Annotated in this window: 27 protein-coding genes and 1 tRNA gene; 6 read left to right on the top strand and 22 right to left on the bottom strand. The window is 64.9% G+C overall.

The window, feature by feature from the left end; translation table 11 throughout:
* Nucleotides 1–125: 125 nt before the first annotated feature.
* The 12 genes from B7X49_RS00700 to B7X49_RS00645 all read right to left on the bottom strand — a co-directional run bounded on the left by B7X49_RS00700 (nt 126) and on the right by B7X49_RS00645 (nt 7,191).
* A complete protein-coding gene (locus tag B7X49_RS00700; RefSeq protein ID WP_286702390.1) occupies nt 126–743 on the bottom strand; it encodes a phosphoribosylanthranilate isomerase in 618 nt (205 codons plus the stop codon).
* Nucleotides 743–1,432, bottom strand: coding sequence for an orotidine-5'-phosphate decarboxylase (gene pyrF, locus B7X49_RS00695; protein WP_286702389.1), 690 nt, complete (start codon nt 1,430–1,432; stop codon nt 743–745). The genes B7X49_RS00700 and pyrF overlap by 1 nt, the downstream gene beginning before the upstream one ends.
* A 29-nt stretch (nt 1,433–1,461) precedes the next feature.
* Nucleotides 1,462–1,737, bottom strand: coding sequence for a lipopolysaccharide assembly protein LapA domain-containing protein (locus tag B7X49_RS00690; protein ID WP_286702388.1), 276 nt, complete (start codon nt 1,735–1,737; stop codon nt 1,462–1,464).
* Between the two features lie 38 nt (nt 1,738–1,775).
* Nucleotides 1,776–2,114 carry an integration host factor subunit beta gene (locus tag B7X49_RS00685; RefSeq protein ID WP_051657568.1) on the bottom strand — a complete coding sequence of 113 codons (339 nt, stop codon included), beginning with the start codon at nt 2,112–2,114 and terminating at the stop codon, nt 1,776–1,778.
* Nucleotides 2,115–2,221: 107 nt separating this feature from the next.
* The gene (locus B7X49_RS00680) at nt 2,222–2,860 is read right to left on the bottom strand and encodes a MarC family protein (protein WP_029313295.1); all 639 of its coding nucleotides are present in this window, start codon (nt 2,858–2,860) and stop codon (nt 2,222–2,224) included.
* Nucleotides 2,854–3,429, bottom strand: a complete 576-nt coding sequence (mobA, locus tag B7X49_RS00675; protein ID WP_286702387.1) for a molybdenum cofactor guanylyltransferase MobA — start codon at nt 3,427–3,429, stop codon at nt 2,854–2,856. Before mobA ends, B7X49_RS00680 begins: the two co-directional genes overlap by 7 nt.
* A gap of 265 nt (nt 3,430–3,694) precedes the next feature.
* Nucleotides 3,695–3,770: transfer RNA gene (locus B7X49_RS00670), tRNA-His, on the bottom strand.
* Nucleotides 3,771–3,828: 58 nt separating this feature from the next.
* On the bottom strand, nt 3,829–4,872 hold the full coding sequence (locus B7X49_RS00665) for an aspartate-semialdehyde dehydrogenase (RefSeq protein WP_286702386.1): 1,044 nt from the start codon (nt 4,870–4,872) through the stop codon (nt 3,829–3,831).
* Nucleotides 4,873–4,960: 88 nt separating this feature from the next.
* Nucleotides 4,961–5,446: a metal-dependent hydrolase gene (locus tag B7X49_RS00660; protein WP_286702385.1), complete on the bottom strand. Its 486-nt coding sequence runs from the start codon at nt 5,444–5,446 to the stop codon at nt 4,961–4,963.
* Between the two features lie 85 nt (nt 5,447–5,531).
* A complete protein-coding gene (locus B7X49_RS00655) occupies nt 5,532–5,930 on the bottom strand; it encodes a type II toxin-antitoxin system VapC family toxin (RefSeq protein ID WP_286702384.1) in 399 nt (132 codons plus the stop codon).
* On the bottom strand, nt 5,927–6,178 hold the full coding sequence (locus B7X49_RS00650; RefSeq protein WP_286702383.1) for an AbrB/MazE/SpoVT family DNA-binding domain-containing protein: 252 nt from the start codon (nt 6,176–6,178) through the stop codon (nt 5,927–5,929). Before B7X49_RS00650 ends, B7X49_RS00655 begins: the two co-directional genes overlap by 4 nt.
* 77 nt (nt 6,179–6,255) lie before the next feature.
* Nucleotides 6,256–7,191, bottom strand: a complete 936-nt coding sequence (locus B7X49_RS00645) for an isoaspartyl peptidase/L-asparaginase family protein (protein WP_286702382.1) — start codon at nt 7,189–7,191, stop codon at nt 6,256–6,258.
* A gap of 71 nt (nt 7,192–7,262) precedes the next feature.
* On the opposite strand from B7X49_RS00645, the gene paaG reads away from it, so the two are divergent.
* A complete protein-coding gene (gene paaG, locus B7X49_RS00640; protein ID WP_286702381.1) occupies nt 7,263–8,054 on the top strand; it encodes a 2-(1,2-epoxy-1,2-dihydrophenyl)acetyl-CoA isomerase PaaG in 792 nt (263 codons plus the stop codon).
* Here the strand turns inward: paaG and B7X49_RS00635 are convergent.
* Both B7X49_RS00635 and B7X49_RS00630 read right to left on the bottom strand, forming a co-directional pair.
* Nucleotides 8,029–9,210, bottom strand: coding sequence for an MFS transporter (locus B7X49_RS00635; protein ID WP_286702380.1), 1,182 nt, complete (start codon nt 9,208–9,210; stop codon nt 8,029–8,031). The two genes, paaG and B7X49_RS00635, sit on opposite strands and share 26 nt — an antisense overlap.
* A gap of 248 nt (nt 9,211–9,458) precedes the next feature.
* Nucleotides 9,459–9,749 (bottom strand): BolA family transcriptional regulator, encoded by a 291-nt coding sequence (locus B7X49_RS00630; RefSeq protein WP_286702379.1) that lies wholly within the window; start codon nt 9,747–9,749, stop codon nt 9,459–9,461.
* Nucleotides 9,750–9,812: 63 nt separating this feature from the next.
* Between B7X49_RS00630 and B7X49_RS00625 the strand changes: the two genes are divergently transcribed.
* From B7X49_RS00625 to cobT, 3 genes are all read left to right on the top strand, one after another.
* Nucleotides 9,813–10,394 carry a DnaJ domain-containing protein gene (locus B7X49_RS00625; protein ID WP_029313305.1) on the top strand — a complete coding sequence of 194 codons (582 nt, stop codon included), beginning with the start codon at nt 9,813–9,815 and terminating at the stop codon, nt 10,392–10,394.
* 290 nt (nt 10,395–10,684) lie between these two features.
* Nucleotides 10,685–11,698: a cobaltochelatase subunit CobS gene (gene cobS / locus B7X49_RS00620; RefSeq protein WP_286702378.1), complete on the top strand. Its 1,014-nt coding sequence runs from the start codon at nt 10,685–10,687 to the stop codon at nt 11,696–11,698.
* Entirely contained in the window at nt 11,698–13,566 is a 1,869-nt protein-coding gene (gene cobT / locus B7X49_RS00615) for a cobaltochelatase subunit CobT (protein WP_286702377.1), read from the top strand. Before cobS ends, cobT begins: the two co-directional genes overlap by 1 nt.
* 349 nt (nt 13,567–13,915) lie before the next feature.
* On the opposite strand, the gene B7X49_RS00610 is transcribed toward cobT, so the two are convergent.
* From B7X49_RS00610 to B7X49_RS00575, 8 genes are all read right to left on the bottom strand, one after another.
* The gene (locus tag B7X49_RS00610; protein ID WP_286702376.1) at nt 13,916–14,647 is read right to left on the bottom strand and encodes a PEP-CTERM sorting domain-containing protein; all 732 of its coding nucleotides are present in this window, start codon (nt 14,645–14,647) and stop codon (nt 13,916–13,918) included.
* Nucleotides 14,648–14,801: 154 nt separating this feature from the next.
* Nucleotides 14,802–16,667 carry a sulfate adenylyltransferase subunit CysN gene (cysN, locus tag B7X49_RS00605; protein ID WP_286702375.1) on the bottom strand — a complete coding sequence of 622 codons (1,866 nt, stop codon included), beginning with the start codon at nt 16,665–16,667 and terminating at the stop codon, nt 14,802–14,804.
* On the bottom strand, nt 16,667–17,617 hold the full coding sequence (gene cysD, locus B7X49_RS00600; RefSeq protein ID WP_286702374.1) for a sulfate adenylyltransferase subunit CysD: 951 nt from the start codon (nt 17,615–17,617) through the stop codon (nt 16,667–16,669). The genes cysN and cysD overlap by 1 nt, the downstream gene beginning before the upstream one ends.
* Nucleotides 17,618–17,778: 161 nt before the next feature.
* The gene (locus tag B7X49_RS00595; RefSeq protein ID WP_286702373.1) at nt 17,779–19,302 is read right to left on the bottom strand and encodes a Do family serine endopeptidase; all 1,524 of its coding nucleotides are present in this window, start codon (nt 19,300–19,302) and stop codon (nt 17,779–17,781) included.
* Nucleotides 19,303–19,508: 206 nt separating this feature from the next.
* Entirely contained in the window at nt 19,509–20,216 is a 708-nt protein-coding gene (locus B7X49_RS00590) for a pirin family protein (protein WP_286702372.1), read from the bottom strand.
* 73 nt (nt 20,217–20,289) lie between these two features.
* The gene (locus B7X49_RS00585; RefSeq protein WP_286702431.1) at nt 20,290–20,739 is read right to left on the bottom strand and encodes a MarR family winged helix-turn-helix transcriptional regulator; all 450 of its coding nucleotides are present in this window, start codon (nt 20,737–20,739) and stop codon (nt 20,290–20,292) included.
* Nucleotides 20,740–20,741: 2 nt separating this feature from the next.
* A complete protein-coding gene (locus B7X49_RS00580) occupies nt 20,742–21,620 on the bottom strand; it encodes a universal stress protein (RefSeq protein ID WP_286702371.1) in 879 nt (292 codons plus the stop codon).
* A 44-nt stretch (nt 21,621–21,664) separates the two neighbouring features.
* Nucleotides 21,665–22,705 (bottom strand): rod shape-determining protein, encoded by a 1,041-nt coding sequence (locus B7X49_RS00575; protein ID WP_029311338.1) that lies wholly within the window; start codon nt 22,703–22,705, stop codon nt 21,665–21,667.
* Nucleotides 22,706–22,936: 231 nt separating this feature from the next.
* Between B7X49_RS00575 and B7X49_RS00570 the strand changes: the two genes are divergently transcribed.
* Both B7X49_RS00570 and B7X49_RS00565 read left to right on the top strand, forming a co-directional pair.
* Complete coding sequence (locus B7X49_RS00570) at nt 22,937–23,206, top strand: YMGG-like glycine zipper-containing protein (protein ID WP_029311337.1); 270 nt, start codon at nt 22,937–22,939, stop codon at nt 23,204–23,206.
* A gap of 115 nt (nt 23,207–23,321) precedes the next feature.
* A complete protein-coding gene (locus B7X49_RS00565) occupies nt 23,322–25,106 on the top strand; it encodes an SLC13 family permease (RefSeq protein ID WP_286702370.1) in 1,785 nt (594 codons plus the stop codon).
* The last annotated feature ends 19 nt before the right edge of the window (nt 25,107–25,125 follow it).

The following is a 25,125-nucleotide window of genomic DNA, read 5'->3' as shown; positions in this document are numbered from 1 at the left end:
ACCGAGGCAGCGCCCTCCCCTTGCCTAAAACTAGCGGGTTCTAAGGGCTCCGCCCTTAGTGGGGGTCGAGGGGGCAAAGCCCCCCGCCTTGCTTGCTCCAAGCGCCAAGCCCAATCCCGCCGGTATCACGCGCCGCGCGCTGCGCGCACGAAGTGCTGCATCAGGTCGGACGATTTCAGGCCTGGTGTGGTTTCGACGCCTGATGATACATCGACGGCTGTTGTGCCGCTGCGGGCGATGGCCTCGGCCACGTTGTCGGGTGTCAAGCCGCCGGCGAGCAGCCAGGGGGAGGGGGCTTGCCAGTCTTGCGTCACCGACCAGTCGAAGACCACGGCGTTGCCGCCGGGGCGGTCGGCGCCGGCGGGGGGCTTGGATTCGATGATGAACCCGTCCAGTCCCTCGTCATCGGTCGGCAGGTCTGCTGCGGTTGCCACGCCCACGGCGCGCCACACTGGCAGGCCGAACGCGGCCCGCAGGGTGCGGCAGGTTGCCGCGTCGGTGTAAAGTTGCAGGATATCCAGCGAGGTCGCCGCGAGCACGGTGGCGATCATTGCGGCATCGGGCGCGACGAACAGTCCCACCCGTGGCACGGTGCCATCGGCGCCCAATGCGGCGGCCTGGGGGCCGGTGATGTAGCGTGGCGAGCGCGGGTAGAAGTTCAACCCGACCCAATCCGCCCCGGCCTCGACCGCCGCGCGATACGCGGCCGCCGTGTTGATGCCGCAAATTTTTGTGCGTGCCATCAGACGATCGAGGCGGCGATGGCCGCCGCTGCCGCCGCCGGATCGGCAGCCTGGGTGATCGGCCGGCCGACCACGATGTAGCTGGCGCCTGCCGCCACGGCCTCCTGTGGTGTCGCCACCCGGGCCTGATCGCCGTGCCCGGCACCCGCGGGCCGAATGCCCGGCACGACCAGAACCGGCGCCGCGCCGAATGCATCGCGCAGGACCGAAATTTCCGCGGCGCTGCATACCAGCCCATCCGCCCCGGCGTTCAACGCCAGGCGCCCCAGGCGCAACACCTGTTGGCGCGGCCCGCCGGCAACGCCGGTCTGTGATAATTCGCCGGCGGAAAGACTGGTCAGCACCGTTACCGCCAGCAGCAAGGGCCGCGCATCGCCCGCATTTTCGGCCGCCTCGCGTGCCGCGGCGATCATTGCCGCCCCACCTGCGGCGTGGATCGTCAGCATCGCCGGGCGGCACGGCAGCAACGCCCGCACCGCGCCCGCGACGGTGTTGGGAATATCGTGCAGCTTCACATCCAGAAACACCGGATAGCCACCGCTCGTGGCAAACACCGCCGGGCCGAGGGCGCTGAACGCCTCGAGCCCCAGCTTGATCAACCCGCAATGCGGCCCGACCGCCGCCACCAGCTCGCGCGCCCGCGCGGCATCACCGGTATCGATCGCGGTGATCAGTCGATTATGAGGCAAGTTCCTGGCTGGCTCGAGCACAACCGGCGTCAACGCGCCGGCGGCAACGAAAGTGGCGCTGTCGTGGTGGTCATCACCGGTGCCACCGGTTGGGCGGCCTGCATCGCCGCGACCTGCTTTTCCGCCCGCCGTGCCCGGCGATGCGCGCGAAGCCGATGCGGCACCAGCAGCAGCATGCCGATCAGCACGCCCAGCGCAAACGCCACCAGCACGATGGCGCCGATCGGCGCCGCCCCCAGCGTACCGAACGGCCAGAAGTCGATAAGCGCGGCACTGCGGTTCGACAGCAGAAACACCACGAGCACCAGCAGTACCAGAAAAGCAATAAAATACCGGACGAATTTCAGCGTTTGATCCCTTTCCGCTTCGGCGCTTCGCTCGCCGCGACCTCGGCTACGGCCATGCCAGCATTGATCATTTCGCGCAATTCCCGCCCCGCGCGGAAAAACGGCACGGTCTTTTCCGTCACATCCACCGTCTCGCCGGTGCGCGGATTGCGCCCGGCCCGCGCCTGGCGCCGCTTGACCGAAAACGCCCCGAATCCACGCAACTCCACCCGGTCGCCACGGGCCAAACTCGCCGTCATTTCATCAAACAAGGCGGAAACAATGCGTTCCACATCCGCGAGCGTCAGATGTGGATGATCCGCCGCCAGCGCGGTGATCAGTTCGGACCTCGTCATAATCCCGCCTCCCGTTTTCGCGAGCGTGCCAGAGAGACGCTACCGGGTCAACCGGATTTCGGGTAGATTATTGAAAACAAGCAGATTTTTCGGCTTCGAACAATCGCTCAGCCCAGATGCAGCGCGGTCTGCAACCCCTCCAGAATGAACTGCGCCGCAAGCGCCGCCACCAGAATGCCCAGCACGCGCCCGACCACGCTTGCCCCGGTCGTTCCCATCAGCCGCGCCAGCGCGCGGGCCGACAGCATTGCCACGAGCGTCGCCACAATCAACGCTGCCAGACCCAGGCTGATCGCGAAAATCGCCCCCGGCGCGCCGTTCGCCTTGGCATGCAGCAGGACCATCGTCGTCATCGCGCCCGGCCCGGCAATCAGCGGAATCGCCAGCGGAAACACGCTGATGTCCTCGGTCGTGTTGCTCGCCGCCGCCTTTTCCTCATCGGTCGCGCGCAACTCGCCCTTCGCCGTCACCATGTCCTTCGCCGATAAAAACAGCAGCGCCCCGCCGGCAATCTGCAACGCCGGAATCCCGATCCCGAGCAGACGCAACAGCTTCTCACCCGCCAGGCCGAAAATCAGCAGCACCACGAAACTGATCACCGAGGCGCGCTTCGCAATGCTGCGCCGCTTCGCCGCATCATCATGGACCGTCAGCCCGGCAAACAGGATCGCGGTGCCGACCGGATCGATAATGACGAATAACGCCACCACCGCATATAAAAACTCGCCGGTGAATTGACTCAGCATCGCAACCCCTCGGCCAACGCCAAATCCTCCGGCGTGTTGATATTCATGAACGGATCACGCCGATCCGCAAACTCAACCACCCGCATCCCCAACCCACGCGCGAAATCCGACACCCGATACGGCCCATCCGAACATAAAAACTCCTCCAGCGCCCCCGCCGCCGCCACCGGCCACCGCGCAACCAAATGATGCACCCGCCCGCCATACGCCGCCACCGCTGGCCCATCGCCAAGCCGGGCCACCAGATCGAGCGGCACAAACGGCGTATCGACCGGCACACTCACCACGAAATCACCCCCAAGCGCCGCCGCCCAGCGCAACCCCGCCAACAACCCCGCCAACGGCCCCTTGCCGCGATGCGCGCCATCCCCCACCACCGGCAACCCAAACAAATCGAACCGCGATACATCGCCCGCCGCACTGATCACCAGCCCCTCCGCTTGGCCCGCCAGGCGCTCAACCACATGCGCCACCAACGGCCGCCCCCACAAACCCACGAATGCCTTGTCCACCCCCCCCAACCGCCGCCCCGCCCCGCCGGCCAGGATCAATCCGTACACCGCCGTCATCTCGGGTCGGCCGGAGTGTTCGGGGGAACAGAAGGCCAGGGGGCTTTGCCCCCTGGACCCCCACTAAGGGCGGAGCCCTTAGAACCCGTTAGTTTTAGTCGGGGAAGGGCGATCCACGCATATGCCGTTGAAAGGCACGGGCATCGCCCTTCCCCGACTAAAACTAGTGGATTCCAAAGGCTCCGCCTTTGGCGGGGTCCAGGGGCAGAGCCCCTGTCCTTGTCCCGCCGAGGGCTCCGGCCCAACCGATATGATGGGGAAAAAATGGGGCGAACGATGGGTTTCGAACCCACGACATCCAAGACCACAACCTGGCGCTCTACCAACTGAGCTACGTCCGCCGCCGGGGTGCGGTTTAGGCCGACAACGGCGTAGTCGTCAATTCCATGTCGGGGGCGATCATGCTGCTTTGCGTCCCATCAGGCCGCGCGCGATCATGGTTTCGGCGATCTGCACGGCGTTGAGGGCAGCACCTTTGCGCAGATTATCCGCGACGCACCAGAACGCGAGCCCGTGCGGCACGGTCGAATCGACGCGCAGGCGCGACACGTACACGGCATCTTCCCCCTGCGATTCGAACGGGGTGATGTAGCCGCCGTCGTCGCGCTCATCGAACACGATGATGCCGGGGAAGTGCCGCAGTGCTGCGCGCGCCTTCTCCAGCGGCGCCGGGTTAGCGAATTCGACATGCACGGCCTCGGCGTGGCCGATGAACACCGGCACCCGCACGCAGGTGGCGATCACCGCGATATCGGGGTCGAGAATCTTGCGGGTTTCGACTGCCATTTTCCATTCTTCCTTGGTCGCGCCGTCGGCCATGAAGCGGTCGATGTGCGGGATCACGTTGAAGGCGATCGGTTTGGTGAAAATCTCGGGCGCGCCGTAGTCATTGACGTAGGTGGCCTTGGTCGAGCGTTCGAGTTCGTCCATGCCTTCCTTGCCGGCGCCCGACACCGATTGATAGGTCGAAACCACAACGCGCCGCACCGTGAATTTATCGTGCAGCGGCTTGAGCGCCACCACCATCTGGATGGTCGAGCAGTTCGGATTGGCGATGATCCGGCGCCAATCCTTGCGGGCGGCGAATTTATCCAGCGCCTGCGGGTTCACTTCCGGCACCACCAGCGGCACGTCGGGGTCCATCCGGAACTGGCTGGTGTTATCGATCACGATGCAGCCGGCATCGCCCGCGCGCGGCGCGTGGATCGCGGAAATCTCCGCACCCGGCGAAAAGAAGCCGAAATCCGTGCCGTGAAAATCATAGGTCTCCAGGTTGCGCACGGTCAGCACCTGGTCCTCGCCGAAGCTCACCTGCTGCCCGGCCGAGCGGGGCGAAGCGAGGGCGACCACGTCGGTAATCGGAAATTGGCGCTCCGCCAGCGTCTTGAGCATTTCACGCCCGACCGCACCGGTGGCACCAACAACCGCAACCTTGTAACCCATCACAATATTCCTCAAACAAAACCGTAGTTTCAGGTAGCTTTCCCGTGGGATCGGCGCAAGCATATTGCGTGCATGGGCGTGCCGCGTGTCATGAACCGATCCGCAGGATATGATGGGAAACCACCCACCACGCGAGCCCGCAGACCAGCCCGAACACGATCAGCGCCTCCGCCGGCGACCCGGTGCGGCAGAGTGGAAAGCCCCAGCTTCGCCGCAGCGGCCATGCGAGGCGTAACCCGCGCGGGGTCAGCATATCCGCCGCCAGATGGGACAAATAGCCGATGGCGAGTGCAGTGACCGCATCGCGCCGTTGCCCCGCCCATAGCAAGGCGGCGACCAGCCCGCCCACCGCGATTGCCGAATGGGTGATGCCGCGATGCCCGAGACTGCGCGCGATCACCGTCGAAACCGGGCGCGTCCGCCGCCCGACCCAGGACTGCGGGTGGTCGATATCCGGCAGCAGCGAACCCGCGATCACGAGGCCGAGGTCGATCGGGTCGAGCGGCGCGCGATGCAGCAGGGATGCGGCAACGACCCACGCTGCGATCCCGACCACAACGTGCGACTTGGCCATCATACGAGTCTTATCAAAATGCTCATGCATTCATCATCCGGCGACCTGTTGCTGGATTCTGGCCTTTGACAATCGGTGTGGTTGATCATTCCAGAAGCCGAGCCGACGAACCGTGCCCCGCCAACAACGAAACCGCCTTCTTATCGAACGAAACGAAATTTTCGCCACCAAGCCAGCGTCCCTGGTAGGCGATCAGGCCATCGGCGAAGTCACCACCCGCATCCAGCACAGCCAGCCCCGCATCGACAGCCGGCCGATCGACCACCACATTGCCGGCGGCAAGCAACGCAGTGATTGCCGCCGAAATCTCGCTCTGCCCGAACCCGTAAACCCGACGCAGCACCCACACGAACTCGCTCAGGCAGGACCCGGCAACCGCGATGATGTCTGCCGATTTCAAGAGATCCACGGCCAATTTCGCCTGTCTCTTGTCGTCCTGCACCACCGCCCGCACCAGGACATTGGTATCGACCGTAATTTTCACGGATCGCCCGCCCAGCCTGCTGCCATGGCCTCGTTCATCTCCTCGATCGTGGCGATTTTTGTGGTTTTACCCGCCAGCAAACCGACGAACCCATCGATCGATCCTGCCGGACGCGCGGCCCGCAGCGCCACCGTCCCGTTCGGCAGCTTGTCCACCTCGATCATGTCGCCCGGCCGGATGCCGAGGTGTCGCAGCACATCCTTGCGGAACGTAACTTGTCCCCGAGCGGTAACGGTCAGCGCGGTCATGATGTTTCTCCAAAACCGAACGCAATAATAATGCAATTTTACATTATCTACAAGGAGAATCGCTTCCCATCATGCGATCAGCCGTACCGAAACGCCTCCCGGTGAATCGCCGTACACAACCGCCCCTCGGCATCGACATACCCGCGATACATGCCCGATGAATTGAACGGCAGCGCCGGTTCTCCAGCCCGCCCAAGCGCAATCAACCCGCCATCCCCACCATACCCCTCAAGTTCGCCAATCACATCGCCCGCCGCCTGCGCAATCGCCTCGCCCTTATAGCGTATCCGCGCCGCAATCTCCGCCGCCGCCGTGTACCGAATGAACACCTCGCCGGTGCCAGTGCAACTCACCGCGCACACATCATCGGCATAGGTCCCAGCCCCGATCACCGGCGTATCACCCACCCGACCAGACCGCTTGCCGGTCATCCCGCCGGTCGATGTCGCCGCCGCCAAATGCCCACCAGCATCCCGCGCCACCGCACCCACCGTGCCATGCCGATCCGCGTCGGACCGCGTATCCGGCGCCCCCGCCGCCCGCCGTGCCATCTCGCGCTCCAGCGCCGCCCGCCGGTTCGGCGTCTCGAAATACGCGTCCGGCATGAACACCAACCCGGCATCGCGCGCCACGCCATGCGCCCCCGCGCCGATCATCAGCAGATGCGGCGTCGTCTCCATCACCGCGCGCGCCGCCAGCACCGGGTTGCGCGGCCCGCAAATCCCCGCCACCGCCCCGGCCCGACGATCCGCCCCGTTCATGATCCCGGCATCCATCTCGATCGTGCCGGCATCGGTCAGCACCGCGCCATGCCCGGCATTGAACAGCGGATCATCCTCCAGCGCACACACCGCCGCACTCACCGCATCGAGCGCCGCACCGCCGCCGCGCAGCACCGACCACCCCGCCCGCAACGCCGCCCGCAACCCCTCATGCCGCGCCTCGGTCATCGCCGCGGTCAGATCCGCCGCCCGCATCGTGCCCGCCCCGCCATGAATCGCAATCGAAATCATCAAAACCCCTCATTGCCGCAAACGTCATGCTGCGCCACAATGACCACAGAAACGCAATGGGGGATGCGACGATGGCTGACGAACTACTGGTGCATACCGAGGGCGCGGTGCGAACCCTCACCCTCAACCGCCCGGAAAAACTCAACGCCCTCAACCCCGCCGTCCACGAAGCCCTCGCCGCAGCCTTCACCGCGATCGAATCCGACGATACCATCCGCGCCGTCCTGCTCACCGGCGCCGGCCGCGGCTTCTGCTCCGGCGCCGACCTCATGCAGAACCTCGGCGGCACGCAGCGCGACCTCGGCGCCGCGATCGATCAACACTACAACCCGCTGGTCCGCCGCATGCGCGCGCTGCCGAAACCCATCATCGCCGCGGTCAACGGCGTTGCCGCCGGCGCCGGCGCCAACCTCGCCCTCGCCGCCGATATCGTGATCGCCTGCGAATCCGCCAATTTCACCGAGGCCTTCATCCGCATCGGCCTGATCCCGGATGCCGGCGGCACCTTCTTCCTGCCGCATTTGGTGGGCGATGCCCGCGCCCGCGGCCTCGCCATGCTGGGCGAAACCATCACCGCGACCGAAGCCGCCGCGATCGGCCTGATCTGGCGCTGCCTGCCCGATGCCGGCTTCGCCCAAGCCGCCCTCGCCCTCGCCACCAGCGTCGCCGCCAAACCCACCCAGGCGATCGCCGCAATGAAACAAGCCTTCAACGCCGCCGCCACCAACAGCCTCGATGCCCAACTCGACCTCGAACGCGACCTGCAACGCACCATGGGCCGCACGCCAGACTTCGCCGAAGGTGTGCGCGCCTTCGCCGAAAAACGCCCCGCCCAGTTCACCGGTGCAGCAACGCCACCATGACCAACGCGATCACTCCGAGCCCCGCAAAAATCGGCCGCACGCCAACGCCGACATGCAGCAGAACGGTCAACACCAAACTCGCCCCCACCATCGCCGCGGCCGACAATATATTGGTGCCCGCCACCGCCCGCGCCCGCGCCCCAGGGTCGGACCACGCCTGAACCGCCGCGAAACTCGGCACCGCGATCTGGCCGCCGCCGGCCGCGATGATGAACAGCGCGGTCAGCACAAAACCGAAATGCCCGGGGGTCGCGATCCCGGCAACCAGAAACGCCCCGAATGCGAGCGAAATCGTGCCGCTCCGCGCCGTCGCCAATGAAATCCGTCCCCGCATATTCCGCGCTGCACCAAAACTACCCACCCCAACCCCCAGCGAAAACATCGTCAGCGCCAATGTCACGGCATTGGGGCCGCGATGAAGCACATCCTTGACCATCACCGGCAACAACGTCAGCACCACAATCCCGGCAAACCAGAACCACGTATTCACCAACGCCGCCCGCCATAACCGCGCCGGCTGCCGCAACGATCGCAACAAATCGCGCGACGCCGCCACCGGATTCCCCCGCAACACCAAATCCGGCCGCGCCGCCCCCGGCCGAGGAATCAACCGCGCCGCACCAAACGCCAGCACCGAAAACCCCATCACCAATACCGCCAACACCAGCGGATCCCGCGCCCCCAGCAACCCGCCCAGCGCCGTCCCCAACAAAATCGCCAGAAACGTCGCGAAATCCACCAGCGCATTCGCAAACGGCAACCGCGCCGTCTCCAGCAAATCCGGCAACAACCCATACTTCACCGGCCCGAACAACGCCGCCAACACCCCGAACGCCAGCAACGCCACAAACAACACCGGCACCGACTGGGTCAGAAACCCCACCACCGCCAACCCCGCCGCCACAATCTCGACAGCCTTAATCCGCGTCGCCAGCACCGCCTTGTCGAACCGGTCCGCCATCTCCCCGGCAATCCCCGAAACCAACAAAAACGGCACAATAAACACCGCGCCCGCCAACGCCACCAAAGCCGACTGCCCATGCGCCCGATACAAAATCAACACCGCCAGCGCCGTCTTCAAAAAATTATCATTGAACGCCGCAAACGCCTGACACCAAAACAACGCCGCAAACCGCCGGTCGAGTAGGAGGGTCATGGGCGCTTAAGTAAAAAGGCCAGGGGCTCCGCCCCTGGACCCCGTCGTGCGCAGCACGCCTACGCGTGACGGGGCCTTAGGCCCCAGACCCCGACAGTTTAAGAGTGGAGGGGGCATCAAGTCCGGTACACTTGAAACCCCGAGCACGCCCCCTCCACTCTTAAACTGATGAGGTCCAGGAACTAAGTTCCTGGCGGGGGTCCAGGGGGCAGAGCCCCCTGGCCTTCTGACTTGACCGCCAACACCCATCACTCGCCCGGCGCCTTCAGATCCAGCGCCAGCGCATGCAGGCCGGATTTGAACTCCGCATCCAGCGCCTCATGCACGGCACGCGACCGCGCCACCCGATTCATCCCCGCAAACTTCGTCGAAATCATCGCCAGCCGATAATGCGTCTCGCCAACCGCCGGCGCATGACCGGGTTCGCTCATTCGATGCGCATGGTTCGCATGTTTCGCGCTGTCGTCTTTCAATTCGAGCACCTCGGGCGCAAACGCCGATGTCAGAACGGCGCGGATTCGATCGGTACGGTTTGTCATAGGTGGATTGTGCGCTGGCTTTCAACGGTTGCCAAGTTGCGCACAAAGGGCAAATTAGCATCCATGCCCGCGCCTCCCTTCTCCCGCTCCACCCGCCGCGTCCGCGCCTTCGCGCCCGATCCCGATGCGCCGGGCCGCGAATGCGATATCCCCGATTGCCACAACGCCGGCGACTACCGCGCCCCCAAATCGCGCGAATCCCTGCGTGAATACCACTGGTTCTGCCTCGAACACGTCCGCGCCTACAACGCCGGCTGGGACTATTACAAAGGCATGAGCCCCGGCGAAATCGAATCGAACCTCCGTAACGATACCGGCTGGCAACGCCCCACCTGGCCGCTCGGCCGCAACGGCGGCATCAGCGAAGCCCTCGAAGCCGAACTCGCCGCCTTCGCCGGCATCGGCCGCGCCCGCACCACGCCCGACGCCGAACGCGCCCCACCCGAAATCCGCGAAGCCCTCGCCATCCTCGGCCTCGACTGGCCAACCTCGCGCGAAGCCGCACACACACGCTACAAAACCCTCGCCAAACAACACCACCCCGACGCCAACGGCGGCGATAAAGCCGCCGAAGAACGCCTCAAAACCATCAACCTCGCCTACGCCGCCATCCGCACCCATCTGCCAGTGGGGGCGAGTGCGTGAGGACAGCAAGAAGATCAGGGGGCTTTGCCCCCCGAACCCCCCACTAAGGGCTCAGCCCTTAGAACCCGCTAGTTTTAGGGGTAGGGAGGGCGTCCAGACCACACTGTTTGAAAGCCCGGCAGCCGCCCTCCCTACCCCTAAAACTAATGGATTTTAAAGGCTCCGCCTTTAACGGAGGTCCAGGGGGCAGAGCCCCCTGGCCTTCTTACCGTCCCCAAGCACCCACCCACCCTTGCAGACTGCGCCGTGGCGAGTAGTTTACCGAACCAGGATAAAAGGAAGCCCGATCGATGACCAATCTTGCCGCTTTGCCTGAAGCCCGTGGCGTGCCGACTTCGGCGATCAATCTGCCGGACCGTCGCGTCTCCTCGCGCGAGGTATTCGGCATTGATTGCGGGTTCGAGTTGCCGGCGTTTTCCGAGCGCACCGAGCATGTCCCCGAGATCGACGACACCTATAAGTTCGATCGCGAGACCACCATCGCGATTCTCGCAGGTTTCGCGCTCAACCGTCGCGTCATGATCCAGGGCTATCACGGCACCGGCAAATCCACCCATATCGAGCAGGTGGCCGCGCGGTTGAACTGGCCCTGCATCCGCGTCAATCTCGACAGCCACATCAGCCGCATCGACCTGATCGGCAAGGACGCGATCGTGCTGAAGGACGGCAAGCAGATCACCGAGTTCCGCGAGGGCTTGCTGCCGTGGGCGTTGCAGCATCCGTGCGCCCTGGTGTTCGATGAATACGATGCCGGCCGGCCGGACGTGATGTTCGTGATCCAGCGCGTGCTCGAGGTCGAGGGCAAGCTCACCTTGCTCGACCAGAACCGCGTGATCCGCCCGCATCCCGCCTTCCGCCTGTTCGCCACCGCCAACACGGTCGGCCTCGGCGACACGACGGGTCTCTATCACGGCACCCAGCAGATCAACCAGGGCCAGATGGACCGCTGGAACATCGTTGCCACGCTGAACTATCTCCCGCACGCGCAGGAGGTGTCGATCGTGATGGCCAAGCTCGGCATCGAGGCATCCAACACCGCCGAGAAAAAGAAAATCGAAAGCATGGTGGCTTTGGCCGATCTAACCCGCGCCGGCTTCATCAACGGCGACATCTCGACCGTGATGTCCCCGCGCACCGTGATCACCTGGGCCGAAAACACCAGAATCTTCAACGACATCGCCTTCGCCTTCCGCCTCACCTTCCTCAACAAATGCGACGAGGCGGAACGCAGCACGGTCGCCGAATACTACCAGCGCTGCTTCAATGCCGAGGTCGAAACCGGCGTGCATCCGCGCAAGATCTGATGGCCGGCGAGCAATCCCGCAGCGAGGATTTCAAGCGCGCCACCGCCGGCGCCGTCCGCGCCATCGCCGGCAGCGATGAGGTGCAAGTCGCCTACCAGCCTGGCGCCGCCGGCCTCGCCGGCAAGCGCGCCCGCCTGCCATCGCCCACCCGCGCGCTGCCCCCGGCGGAAATAGCGCGCCTGCGCGGCATCGCCGACTCCATGGCGTTGCGATTGCGCCATCACGACGATGCGGTCCACGCCAACCGCGCCCCGGTCGCCCGCGAAGCGCGCGACGCTTACGACGCGCTGGAACAGGCCCGGGTCGAAATCGTCGGCGCCGCCTTCATGGATGGTGTCGCCGCCAATCTGCACCGCAAATTGCACGATGATTCCGAAGCCGAGGGTCTCGACCGCATGAGCCGGCGCGAGCAACTCCCCACCGCCCAGGCGCTCGCCTTGCTGGTCCGCGAACGGATGGACCCCGCCTCGGTGCCCGAAGTCGCCCGCAACATCCTCAACCTCTGGCGCGGCACCTTGCCCGCGGATGCCGAATCCGCCCTCGACGATCTCGCCGCCGAGCGCGCCGATCAGGACGGTTTCGCCCGCGCCGCCCGCCGCCTGCTCGCCGCGATGGACCTCGCCGAAGCCGAAACCTCCTCGGAGGAGGGCGACGACAGTGAAGACGCCGGCGACCAGGGCGAGCAATCCCTGCAACAGGACAATGCCGGCGAAGGCGAGACCCAGAGCCAGCAGGACCAGGACCAGCCGATGTCCGAAGCCCCGGAAGCGACCGAGGCGGAATCAGCCGAAGCCGAAGCCGACGAGGAAACCGAGGACGACAACGCCGCCGCCGCCGATGAAGCCCCCGCCGGCCCGCAGCAGCGCCGCAAACCCATCCCCGAAGACCCGACCACCGCCTACCGCGCCTTCACCCGCGCGTTCGACGAGGAAATCGCCGCCGACGAATTATGCGATACCGAGGAACTGGCAAGGCTGCGCCAGCAACTCGACCAGCAACTCCAGCATCTGCACGGCGTTGTCTCCAAACTCGCCAACCGCCTGCAACGCCGCTTGCTGGCGCAACAACAACGCGCCTGGGAGTTCGACCTCGAGGACGGCTTGCTCGATGTCGGCCGCCTGGCCCGCGTCGTGGTCGACCCGTTGCTGCCCCTGTCGTTCAAACGCGAACGCGACACCGAGTTCCGCGACACCGTGGTCACCCTGCTGATCGACAATTCCGGCTCGATGCGCGGCAGACCCATTTCCGTCGCCGCCATGTGCGGCGACATCCTGGCCCGCACCCTCGAACGCTGCGCCGTGAAGGTGGAAATCCTCGGCTTCACCACCCGCGCCTGGAAGGGCGGCCAAAGCCGCGAAAAATGGGTCGGTGAAGGCAAACCCCGCAACCCCGGCCGCCTCAATGACCTCCGCCACATCATCTACAAAGCCGCCGATCAGCCCTGGCGCCGCGCCCGGCGCAACCTCGGCCTGATGCTGCGCGAAGGCCTGCTCAAGGAAAACATCGACGGCGAAGCCCTCGCCTGGGCCTACCGCCGCCTGCTCGCCCGCCCCGAACACCGCCGCATCCTGATGGTGATCTCCGATGGCGCCCCGGTCGACGACAGCACCCTCTCGGTCAACCAGGGCAACTACCTCGAACGCCACCTGCGCGACGTCATCCGCGAAATCGAAAGCCGCGACCTGGTCGAACTCACCGCCATCGGCATCGGCCACGACGTCACCCGCTACTACCGCCGCGCCGTGACGTTAGTGGATGCCGAGGAGCTTGGCGGCACCATGATGAAGAAACTCGCTGAATTGTTCGACGAAGACGTCGCCGAATCATGGGCACGCACGGCGGCGCTACGGGCACCGTTAGTTGCTTGAAGACGCTCTGTTTGTTCAAAGTAAACCGTAACGACGTTTGGCGAGCTTGAGTTGGGTGTTGTCTAAAATTCGTCCGATTATCAAGGGTTTAATGGCCTTTACTGAATAGAAGTCCGGCGGAAAATGTCTCCGGGCTTCAGGCGAGCGCTCTTATTCGAATTCATTGAGATGCGTCTGCTCTTCGTCGATTTCGCGTTACCCGTTGTCAATTCAGCTCTCGTTGCGGCGCATCAGCCGCGAGATTTGCCTGAAATAATTACGTCTGCGTCGTAGAGAGATCGTACCGGCGCCAGAAAAAAACGCGCCCATCTGACTGGGCGCGTTCGGATCGTGTTGTGGCTTCTGATCTTTAGGCGCGCTTGCGACGTCGCAGGACCAGGCCGAGGCCCACCATTGCGGTACCCAGGACGGCGAGCGAACCGGGTTCCGGCACTGGCGTGATCGTTACGCCGGTTGTCGTGATCCCGAACGTCAGCGCGGCCTGGGTTTGTTGACGGTCTGCATAGAAAAGTTCGAGCGTATGACTGCCGGCAGCCAGAGTCGTGGTCATGGTCGGGAGCGAGGAATCCCCGTGGATGCCGCCGAGATCAGCGACAATCGTGCCGTCGACATACAGGAATGCGTCGTCGTCCGCACCCAGATTAAAGGTCAGCTTCTCGGCGGATGCGAGGGTGAATCGGCCGGTAAAGACTGCTGTTTGGAATGAAGTGGTGTCGTTAGAGCCCGTACCGTTGGGCGGGAAGAAAGACGTGTTGTTGTAAGGCAGCGATACGGTGTTGGTGCCGGTCGCGGTGACTCCGGTTGTCGTCGAGGGGGTCCACCACGTCAATTCGCCATTGCTATTGACGTCATTGACTGCCGTTCCGCCATAGCTGGAATTATAGACGGGCAGACCGTCGGGACCGAGCTGTGATTGCACCATGTTGGTATAAACACCGTCGATCGGCTGGCTGCCGAAATCCGCACCTGGTGCAACCGAGAAATATTGTGCCGTTAGGGAATTGATCGTGTCAGCCTGCGCGGAGACCGTTCCGAACGCCGCTATGGCAGCTCCGACGAGAATGAATGATTTAAGCTTCATGATGGCAGCCTCTCCTTGAATAACAATAAACAAACAGCGTCTCTGCCGTTAGCAAAAAGAGTGCCAATTCAATTAACGAAACAATATCATATAGTTATCGATTTTGTCCCATGGCTTATATGACGAAGTGTAAAGTTTTCCGACAGAATTGCGCTCAGATCGGAAATCCAAGACGCACACGGAGCGCCGCGATCAAACCGTCCGCGAGATCATCGGCCGTCGATGTGGCGGTCTGCAGATGAAACTCCGGCGCTTCGGGGGGTTCGTAGGGGCTGTCGATGCCGGTGAAATTGCGGATCTGGCCGGCGTCCGCCTTGCGGTAGAGGCCTTTGGGGTCGCGCTGGCGGCAGATTTCGATCGGGGTGTCGACGAAGACTTCGTGGAACATGCCGGGCTCGACCAGTTCGCGCGCCATCTGCCGTTCGGCGCGGAACGGCGAGATGAAGCTGACCAGCACGATCATGCCGGCATCGGCGAATAATTTGGCGACCTCGCCCACTCGGCGGATGTTTTCCACCCGGTCCGCATCGGTGAAGCCGAGGTCGCGGTTGAGGCCGTGGCGGATGTTGTCGCCATCGAGCAGGTAGGTGTGCGCGCCGAGCAGGTGCAGCTTCGTTTCCAGCAGATTGGCGATGGTCGATTTGCCGGAGCCGGACAGGCCGGTGAACCACAGGATCGCCGGGCGGTGGCCGTTGCGTGCCTCGCGGGCTGAGCGGTCGATCGTGAGGGCCTGGGTGTGGATGTTGCTGGCGCGGCGCAGCGCGTGGCGGATCATGCCGGCGGCGACGGTTTCGTTGGTCACGCGGTCGATCAGGATGAAGGCGCCGGTGCGGCGGTTATCCTGATAGGCATCGAACGCGACCGGGGCGGCGAGGGCCAGGTTGACCAGGGCGACCTCGTTCAAGGTGAGCTGGTCGGCGGCGAGCTCGTCGAAATTATTGACGTTCACCTTGTGGCGGATTTTCGAGACCACGCCGGAGACGCTGGCCGTGCCGATCCGCACGATATAGGGGCGGCCGGGCAGCAGGGGTGCCGCGCTCATCCAGACGAGATCGGCGGCGAATTGGGCGGCGACGTCCGGGCGGCTATCGGGGGTGGCGAGGATGTCGCCGCGCGAGATGTCGAGCTCATCGGCCAAAGTGAGCGTGATGGCGTCGCCGGCGGTGGCGATGCTGCGGTCGCCATCGGCGGTGACGATGCGGGCGATGGTGCTGGTGCGGCCGGATGCCGCGACGATGACGGCATCGCCGGGGTGGATCGCGCCGCCGGCGACCGTGCCGGCATAGCCGCGGAAATCGGCATCCGGGCGGCTGACCCATTGCACCGGAAAGCGGAACGGGCCGGTCTGCGCGGTGGCGGGTTCGATCGCCTCCAGATGTTCGAGCAGGGTCGGGCCCTGGTACCAGGGCATTGCGGCGCTGCGGTGGACCACATTGTCGCCATGGCGGGCGGAGACGGGAATGGTGGTGATGGTGTGGAAGTGAAAGCGGGCGGCGAGGGTTGCGAAATCATGCGCGATCGCATCGAAGCGGGCCTGGTCGTGGCCGATCAGATCGATCTTGTTGACGGCGAGGACGACGTGGCGGATGCCGAGCAGATCGGCGATGAAGGCGTGGCGGCGGGTTTGCGTCAGCAGGCCCTGGCTGGCATCGACCAGCAGGATGGCGAGCTGCGCGGTCGAGGCGCCGGTGGCCATGTTGCGGGTGTATTGCTCGTGGCCGGGCGTGTCGGCGATGATGAATTTGCGGCGTGGGGTTGCCATGAAGCGGTAGGCGACATCGATGGTGATGCCTTGTTCGCGCTCGGCCTCCAGCCCATCGACCAGCAGGGCATAGTCGATATTCGCGCCATCGGTGCCGAATTTGCGGGAATCGCGTTCGAGGCTGGCGCGCTGATCGTCGGGGATGTTGTCGGTATCGAACAGCAGGCGGCCGATCAGGGTGGATTTGCCGTCATCGACCGAGCCGCAGGTGAGCAGGCGGAGCAGGGTGCGGGGTTCGAGCGCGGTCATGTCGTTCATCAGAAATACCCTTCCCGCTTCTTTTTTTCCATCGCGGCGGAATCGTCGTGGTCGATCAGGCGGCCTTCGCGCTCGGAGACGCGCGAGGCGCGCATTTCGGCGATGACAGCATCGAGCGTGGTCGCGGTGGATTCGACCGCGGCGGTGAGCGGGTAGCAGCCGAGGGTGCGAAAGCGCACGCTGCGCAGTTCGGGTGTTTCGCCGGGGCGGAGCGGCAGGCGGTCGTCATCGACCATGATCCATTGGCTGCCGCGCTGCACCACCGGGCGGGGCTTGGCGAAATAGAGCGGCACGACCGGGATCGCTTCGGCGGCGATGTAGTTCCAGATATCGGCCTCGGTCCAGTTCGACAGCGGGAACACCCGCATCGACTGGCCGGGGGTGAGGCGGGTGTTGAACAGGGTCCATAATTCGGGTCGCTGGGCTTTGGGGTCCCAGCCGTGGGTGGCGGTGCGGACCGAGAAGATGCGTTCCTTGGCGCGGGATTTTTCCTCATCGCGCCGGGCGCCGCCGAACGCGGCATCGAAGCCGAATTCATCGAGCGCGGCTTTGAGCGTTTCGGTCTTCATGATGGTCGTGTAGGTCGAGGCGGTCTGGTCGAACGGGTTGATGCCGCGGGCGGCGGCCTCGGCATTGGTGCGGACGATCAGCTCGAGCCCGTGGGTTGCGGCGATCCGGTCGCGAAAGCTGATCATTTCGCGGAACTTCCAGCCGGTATCGACATGCAGCAAGGGGAACGGCGGCTTGCCGGGGTAGAACGCCTTCATCGCGAGATGCAGCATCACCGAGCTGTCCTTGCCGATCGAATACAGCATCACCGGGGTGCGAAAGCCGGCGGCGGCTTCGCGGATGATTTCGATGCTTTCGGCTTCGAGGGCGGCGAGGCCGTTGGCGGCGCGGCCGGCGGTGGCGGGTGCGGTGTTCGGCGGGGCGGATTGGTCGGGACGCATGGGGTAGACCTCAAATAAACGGGCAATTCTCGGGTGGTCAGATCAGAAACGCCCCCGACCTGCAAGGGTCGGGGGCGTGTTTGCTATGATCCGGTTGAGCGTGCGGCGGTTGGTAGAGAGAGATTCCGCCGCGCGCGATGGTGGGAGAACGGCGTGCCCGGTTATTTTTTGGCACCCGGCTTGGGCAGCGGCACGGCGACGAAGATGGCCTGGCTGCCGCGCATGACGCGCAGCGCGATCGCCTTGGCTTTCTGGGCCTCGGCCTTGTGGATCGCGTTGATGGCGTCGCCGGGATTCTCGACCGGCGTGCTGCCGACGCCGACGACGACATCGCCCGAACGGAGCCCGGCCTCATCGGCGGGGGAGTTCGGCAGGACGCCGGCGACCACGGCACCTTTGCTCGACATCGGCAGGTCGAGCTGCTGGCGATCGGATTCGGTCAGCGGCGCCAGGGTGAGCCCGAGTTCGGGCTTGTTGGCGGCGCCATGGCCCTTGCTGCCGGGGCCTTCGTTGAAGGCGGCCTGGGCGTTGGCGGGCATTTTTTCGACGGTGACCGCAGTGGTGTTGGCCTTGCCGTCACGCAGATACTGCACGTGCGCGGGATCGCCGGGCTTGATCTCGGAGATCGCCAGCGCGAGGTCGCGCGGGTTGGTGACCGGTTTGCCATCGACCTGGGTGATGACATCGCCCGGCTTGAGCCCGGCCTTGGCGGCGGGGCCGTTCGGCACGGTTTCGGCGACGAGCGCGCCATCGGCCTTGCCGTTTTCGCTTTTCAGCCCCATGGCGGTCGCCATTTCCGGGCTGATCAGCTGGACCTGCACGCCGATGAAGCCGCGGGTGATGTGGCCCTGTTTGATCAGTTCGGTGCTGATCCGCTTGACCATGTCGGACGGGATCGAGAAGCCGATGCCGACCGAGCCGCCGGTGGGGGTGAGGATGGCGGTGTTGACGCCGATCACCTGGCCTTGCTGGTTGAGCAGCGGGCCGCCGGAATTGCCTTCGTTGATCGGGGCATCGACCTGGATGAAGCTGTCGTACTCGCCATCGCCGATGTCGCGGCCGAGGGCGGAGACCACGCCGGTGGTGACGGTTTCGGCCAGGCCGAACGGGTTACCGATCGCGATCACCCATTGGCCGGGTGTGACTTTCGCGGAATCGCCGAGTTCGAGATAGGGGAACGGCTTGGAGCGCGAGACTTTCAGCACGGCGAGATCGGTGCCGGGGTCGGTGCCGACGACGTGGGCGACCAGGCGCTGACCATCGAGCAGGGTGACGAACACCGATTTGGCGTTTTTCACGACGTGGTTGTTGGTGATCAGATAGCCCGAGGAGCTGATGAAGAAGCCCGAGCCCTTGGCTTCGACCGCCTGGGGCTGCTGGGGTTGCGGGAAGGGGAAGGGAAACGGCATCGGCATGCCGTGGGGTGCGCCGCCGCCCATCGAGTCGGCATTCTGGACTTTCAGGTGAACGGTCACCGAGACGACCGCGGGGCTGACGTCCTTGACCAAGGGCGCGAAGCTGGGCAGCGGCTTGTAGTCCTGCTGGACCTTGGCGGTGGCGTTGAGGGACTGGTCGTCCGCGATGGCGGGGCGCAGAGTCGCGATTGCGAGCGAGGTTCCGGCGAGGAGCACGGCCGAGAGTGTCGCGATCCGATGCGGCCGGCGGCGTGCGAGGAACGATGTCATACAAGCTATCCTTATGGTTGGCCGGCCGTTGATTGGCCGCAGGAGGACGAAACGAAAATTGTCGGAACGCGGGAACGCAGCGAACCGGTGGCCCGATCGCGTCATTCGTTTCGTGTTTCTACACTATTCGCGTAACGGATCGATGACCTTGGGTGCGATATAGGGACGATTCTAACCGTGGGCAGGTTGTGCAGATGAAACTCGTTTCATGAGCGCACATCGACAAGGACCAGTTCGGTCTCGATGGCGCCGGCTTCGATCACGATCGCGCGTTCATCGCTGATTGCGACGCCGTCGCGTGCTGAAGCGGCGACGCCGTTGACGGTGAAACTGCCCTGCGGGGCGACCAGATAGGCGGCGCGGCCGGGCTCCATCGTGTAGGTGGTGCGCTCGCCGGGGGCCAGACGGCCGGCCAGAACCGCGGCGTCGGCGTATAAGGGCAGGGCGCCGCTTGCGGCATCGCCCGGGCGGCCGCCGGCCAGAATGTGCAGGCCGGTGCCGGTGGCGCGGGGGAATTCGCGGCTGGTCCAGCCGGGTTCGACGCCCGTGCGGTCCGGCATCACCCAGATTTGAAACAGGCGGGTGGGTTCGTCTTCCTGATTGTATTCGGCATGGGTGATGCCGGTGCCGGCATGCATCACCTGCACATCGCCCGCGCGGGTGACGCCCTCGTTGCCGAGATTGTCCTTGTGGGTGATGGCGCCCTGGCGGATGAAGGTGATGATTTCCATGTCGCGGTGCGGGTGCGGGTCGAACCCGGCGTGGGGGGCGACTTCGTCATCGTTCCAGACCCGCAGGGCACCCCAGCCCATCCGCGCGCGGTCGTGATAACCGCCGAAGCTGAAATGATGGTGGGCGTTGAGCCACTCGTTGCGGAAGCGGCCGATACTGTCGAAGGGGCGTAGCTCGATCATCGATGATCTCCTGATGCGGCTGAGCGCATGTTATAGTTCGATATCGAATGATATAGGATGACTGGACGCGAGGTCAATCGTCTCCAGCCGCGATGTCGAGGCGGCGCAGCAGCCGATCCAGCGTGGCGAGATCCTCGCCCGTCACGCCGGACATGGCGGCCCCGATATCGGCGGCATGGCCGGGGAACAGGGATTCGATAAAGGCGCGGCCAGCCTCGGTCAGGACGACGCGGACGCTGCGGCGGTCCTCCTTGCAGGCGACGCGGGCGACCAGGTCGCGTTTGGCGAGCTTGTCGATCACATCAGTCAGATTGCCGGGGCTGGTCAAGATCTTGCGCGACAGGTCGCGCTGGGTGAGGGGGCCGAGATGCAGCAGGGCTTCGAGCACGCCGAGCTGGGTGTGGGTCAGGCCGGCGGCGATCAGGCGGGGGGCTGTGCGTGCGTTGACCGCATGGCTCGCCCGCATCAGCTTCACGTAGGCGCGGATCGCGGCTTCGGTCGCAGCGTCCTCGACGCCGAACATGCTCACCGGTTCATCAGCACGGCGAGTTTGGCGTGCTCCAGCACATGGCGGGTGACGCCGCCGAGGATGAGCTGGCGCAGGCGCGAGTGGGAATAGGCACCCATCGCCAGCAGATCCGCGCCATAGGCCTCGACCGCATTAAGCAGGCCGGTACCCGCGTTGCGATCGATCGCGCGGAATTCGGTGGCATCGGCAGTGATGCCGTGCAGTTCGAGGAAGGCGGCGAGTTTGTCGGCACCGGGGCCCTGACGCTGGTAGTCGGGCGAATGGAAGATCCGCACCGCTGTCGCATCGGCCAGCCAGGGCAGCACCGAGGCGACGGCGGAGGCGCTTTCAGCGGTGCCGTTCCAGGCGATCGCGATGCGGGTGCCGATGGTGGTGGGCACGCCGACGGGTGCGATCAGGGCAGGGCGGCCGCTATCGAACAGCACGGCGTGGAGCGCGTCGGCCGATGCGACTTCCTCGGCCGATTTCGGGTGCGGCACCACGATCAGGTCCGACAGGCGGGCTTCGCCGGCGACCAACTCCTCCTCACGCCCGACCACCGAGGAAAAGCGGGCGGAGGCGGCGCGCACCGCGCCATCAGCCGCGCGCACCGGCGCGCCGACCGCGATGCCGCGCGCGGCGGTTTCCTGGGTGAACAGGGCGCTGAGGGCGGTGGCTTCGCTGTTGCCCTCTTTTTCGGTGCTCGCCATCATTTCCTCGATCATCGCGCCGGACAGGCCTTCGCCGGCCAACGGTGCGACATCGCGGGTATCGGTGCGGACGTGCAGCGCGTGCAGATGGGCGCGCCAGCGCTCCGACAACATCAGGGCCGTGGTGAGCGCGCCGCGGGCGGAGGCAATGCCGGCCAGCGGCAGCAGAATTTTACGGATCGCCATGCGTCTGTCCCCCGATCGAGATGATGCCGTATCAGTATGCCGTATCAATACATGGATGAAAGCACGGTGCGCAGGCGTTTCAACTCCTCCAGCGCGCGGCCGGTGCCGAGTGCGACGCATTGCAGCGGTTCTTCGGCCACCACCACGGGCAGGCCGGTCGCTTCGCGCAGGACATCGTCCAGCCGGTGCAGCAGCGCGCCGCCGCCGGTGAGCACAATGCCTTTGTCGACGATGTCGCCGGCGAGTTCGGGCGGGGTGTTTTCCAGGGCGACCTTGACGGTCTCGACGATCTGGCTGACCGGCTCGGCCAGGCTTTCCGCGATCTGCGCCTGGCTGACCCGCACTTCACGCGGCACGCCGTTGATCAGGTCGCGCCCCTTCACCTCGCGCCACACGCCGGGGGCCGAGGGATCGGACCAGGCGGCACCAATTTCGAGCTTGATCTTTTCGGCCGAGGATTCGCCGATCAGCAGGTTATGATTGCGCCGGATGTAGGAGATGATGGCTTCGTCCATCTTGTCGCCGCCGACGCGGACGGAGCGGGCATAGACGATGCCGCCGAGCGAGATCACCGCAACCTCGGTGGTGCCGCCGCCGATATCGACCACCATCGAGCCGGAGGGTTCGGTGACCGGCAGGCCGGCGCCGATTGCCGCGGCCATCGGTTCCTCGATCAACAGGACTTTGCGCGCGCCGGCGCTTTCGGCGGATTCCTGGATGGCGCGGCGTTCGACCGCGGTGGAACCGGAGGGGACGCACACGATGATGAGCGGCGAGGCGCCCCATTTACGGTTGTGGACCTTGCGGATGAAATGCTTGATCATTTCCTCCGCCACCTCGAAATCGGCGATCACGCCGTCGCGCAGGGGGCGGATCGCCTGGATGTTGCCGGGGGTGCGGCCGAGCATGTGCTTGGCTTCCTCGCCGACCGCGAGAACCTGCTTGCGCCCCTTGACCTCGGCGATCGCGACGACCGAGGGCTCATCGAGCACGATGCCGCGCCCCTTTACGTAGACCAGAGTGTTGGCCGTGCCGAGATCGATGGCCATGTCGGCAGACATGAGCCCGAGAAGCCGAGAAAACATGGAACCCTTTCCGCGGAGCGTCAGCCAGAGGTGTTGTCTGGCGAGGATGCGAACCAATTATCCAGAACGCCGACCGATTACCCTCTGCGGGGATGCATAACAAGGCCGGGGCCTGCCATGATGCTGCCACAGCAGCGCCGTTACATTGCCGACATCACCCGGTAACGGCGTTGCAAAGAATGAGACGTTATCAACTCGACTCATTCAGACCGAGTAACAAGGAGAACAACCATGACCCAGTCAACCAAACGGACCCTGACGATCCGACACTTCGCGACGCCGGCGCTGCTCGCAGCCCTGGCCCTCAGCCTTGCCGCCTGCGGCTACACGCCGGGCTCGCGCGCGCTTTCGGGCGGTGCGATCGGGGCCGGCACCGGTGCGATCATCGGTGCGGCGACCGGCGGTTCGGCCGCCACGGGCGCGTTGATCGGCGGCGGCGTCGGTGCCATCGGCGGTGCCGTGACCAGCCCCAACACCGTCAATCTGGGTCATGCACCGTAAGCTGCGGCGTATCACTCTCGCTTGAAAGGGGAGCTTCGGCTCCCCTTTTTCATGGCCCCCCGAGCAAGCTTGGCCTTGCCACACAACCGAATATGTCGCCCAGGATGGAGCCACGATGCCGCTCGACCAGATGATCGTTTTTGCGGTGATCGGTGCCACGCTGGTGCTGTTTTTGACCAATATCATCCGCTACGATCTGGTCGCGGTGCTGGCGCTGATGGTTCTGGCGATGACCCACGTGCTGAAGCCCGATGCGGTATTCGCCGGCTTCGCCAACCCGGCGGTGATCACGGTCGCTTCGGTGCTGATCATGGGACACGCCATGTGGCAGTCCGGTGTGGTCGATCTGCTGGCCAAATGGCTGGGCCGCGCCGCGAAAACGCCGTCCGGACAATTGATCGCGCTGACCGGGGCGGAGGCGGTCAGCTCGGCGCTGATCAACGATACCGGCTCGATCGGCGTGTTCATGCCGGTTGCGATCCAGCTTGCCCGGCGCAGCGGCACCAGCGTTTCGCGGTTTCTGATGCCGCTCGGCTTCAGCGCGTTTCTGGGCGGCATGACCACGTTGATCGGCACGTCGCCGAACATCATCATCGCGGCGTATCGGGGCCAACTGGGCAACGGCGGCTTCACGATGTTTTCGTTCACCCCGGTCGGCGCCGGTGTCGCGGTTGCGGGGCTTGTTTTCATGGCGCTGTTCAGCCGGTTTCTGGTGCCGGAGCGCCAGAGCGCCAAGGGGCAGGACGAGCATTACGGCATGGCGAAATATCTCACCGAGGCGGAACTTCCCGCGGGCAGCCCGTTCGACGGCAAGACGATCGGCGAACTTGAGGAAGCCATCGAGGCGAGTTTTGCGATCATTGGCCTGGTGCATGGCGCGGATCGGCGGGTCGCCCCGCGCCGGCATCATCGGATGCAGGCGGGCGATCATCTGGTAATCGAGGCGGATGCCGATAATCTGACGATCCTGCTCGATACCGCGAAGCTCACCCTGGCATCGGACAAGGACATCGAGGATGATTTTCTGAAATCGAACGATATCGACATCGTCGAATGCGTGGTGCAGCCGGAATCGCGGCTGATCGGTAAATCGGCGGCGTCACTCGGGTTGCGCCGGTGGTATGGTGTCAACCTGCTGGCGGTGGCGCGGCAGGGCGAGCGGATCAAGGGTCGGCACTCGGCCATACCGCTGCAGGCGAGCGACATCCTGTTGCTGCAAGGCGATGCCGAAACCCTGGACGAGGTGATGACGCAACTGGGTTGCCTGCCGCTGGCTGAGCGCGCCATCCGCGTTGGCAAGCCGGCGCGGATTGCCACCGCGCTCGGGATTTTCGCCGTCGCGATCACGCTGGCCGCGACGCGCGTGCTGCCATCGGACGTGGCGTTTGCCAGCGGTGCGCTGGCGATGGTGCTGGCGCGCTTGATCTCGCCGCGCGCGGTTTATGATGCGGTGGAGTGGCCGGTTATCGTGCTGCTCGGCGCGATCATCCCTGTCGGGCAGGCGTTGCAGCAGACCGGCGGGGCGAAGACCATCGCTGCGCTGTTCATTGATGTGGCGCATCATTTGCCGAGCTTCGGCGTGGTCGCGTTGATGTTGCTGGTGACGATGATTTTATCGAATGTCGTCAATCATGCCGCGACGGCGGTGCTGATGGCGCCGGTCGCGGTGGGTGTGGCGCATGGGCTGCATGTCGGGATCGACCCATTGTTGATGGCCGTCGCGGTTGGAGCGGCGCTGCCGATGGTGGTGCCTACTGGGCATCAATGCAACATATTGGTGATGGGGCCGGGCGGCTACCGGTTTGGCGATTACTGGCGGCTGGGCCTGCCGCTGAGTGTGGTCAGTCTGGTGGTTGCGGTGCCGTTGATCATGCTGGTCTGGCCGCTGCATCAGGGCTGAACCGGCGCGAACAAGGGGG

Source organism: Acidiphilium sp. 34-64-41 (assembly GCF_002282635.1).
Classification (GTDB): Bacteria; Pseudomonadota; Alphaproteobacteria; order Acetobacterales; family Acetobacteraceae; genus Acidiphilium; species Acidiphilium rubrum.
The sequence above is the reverse complement of the archived record's forward strand: the minus strand, read 5'-3'. Positions and strand labels throughout refer to the sequence as shown.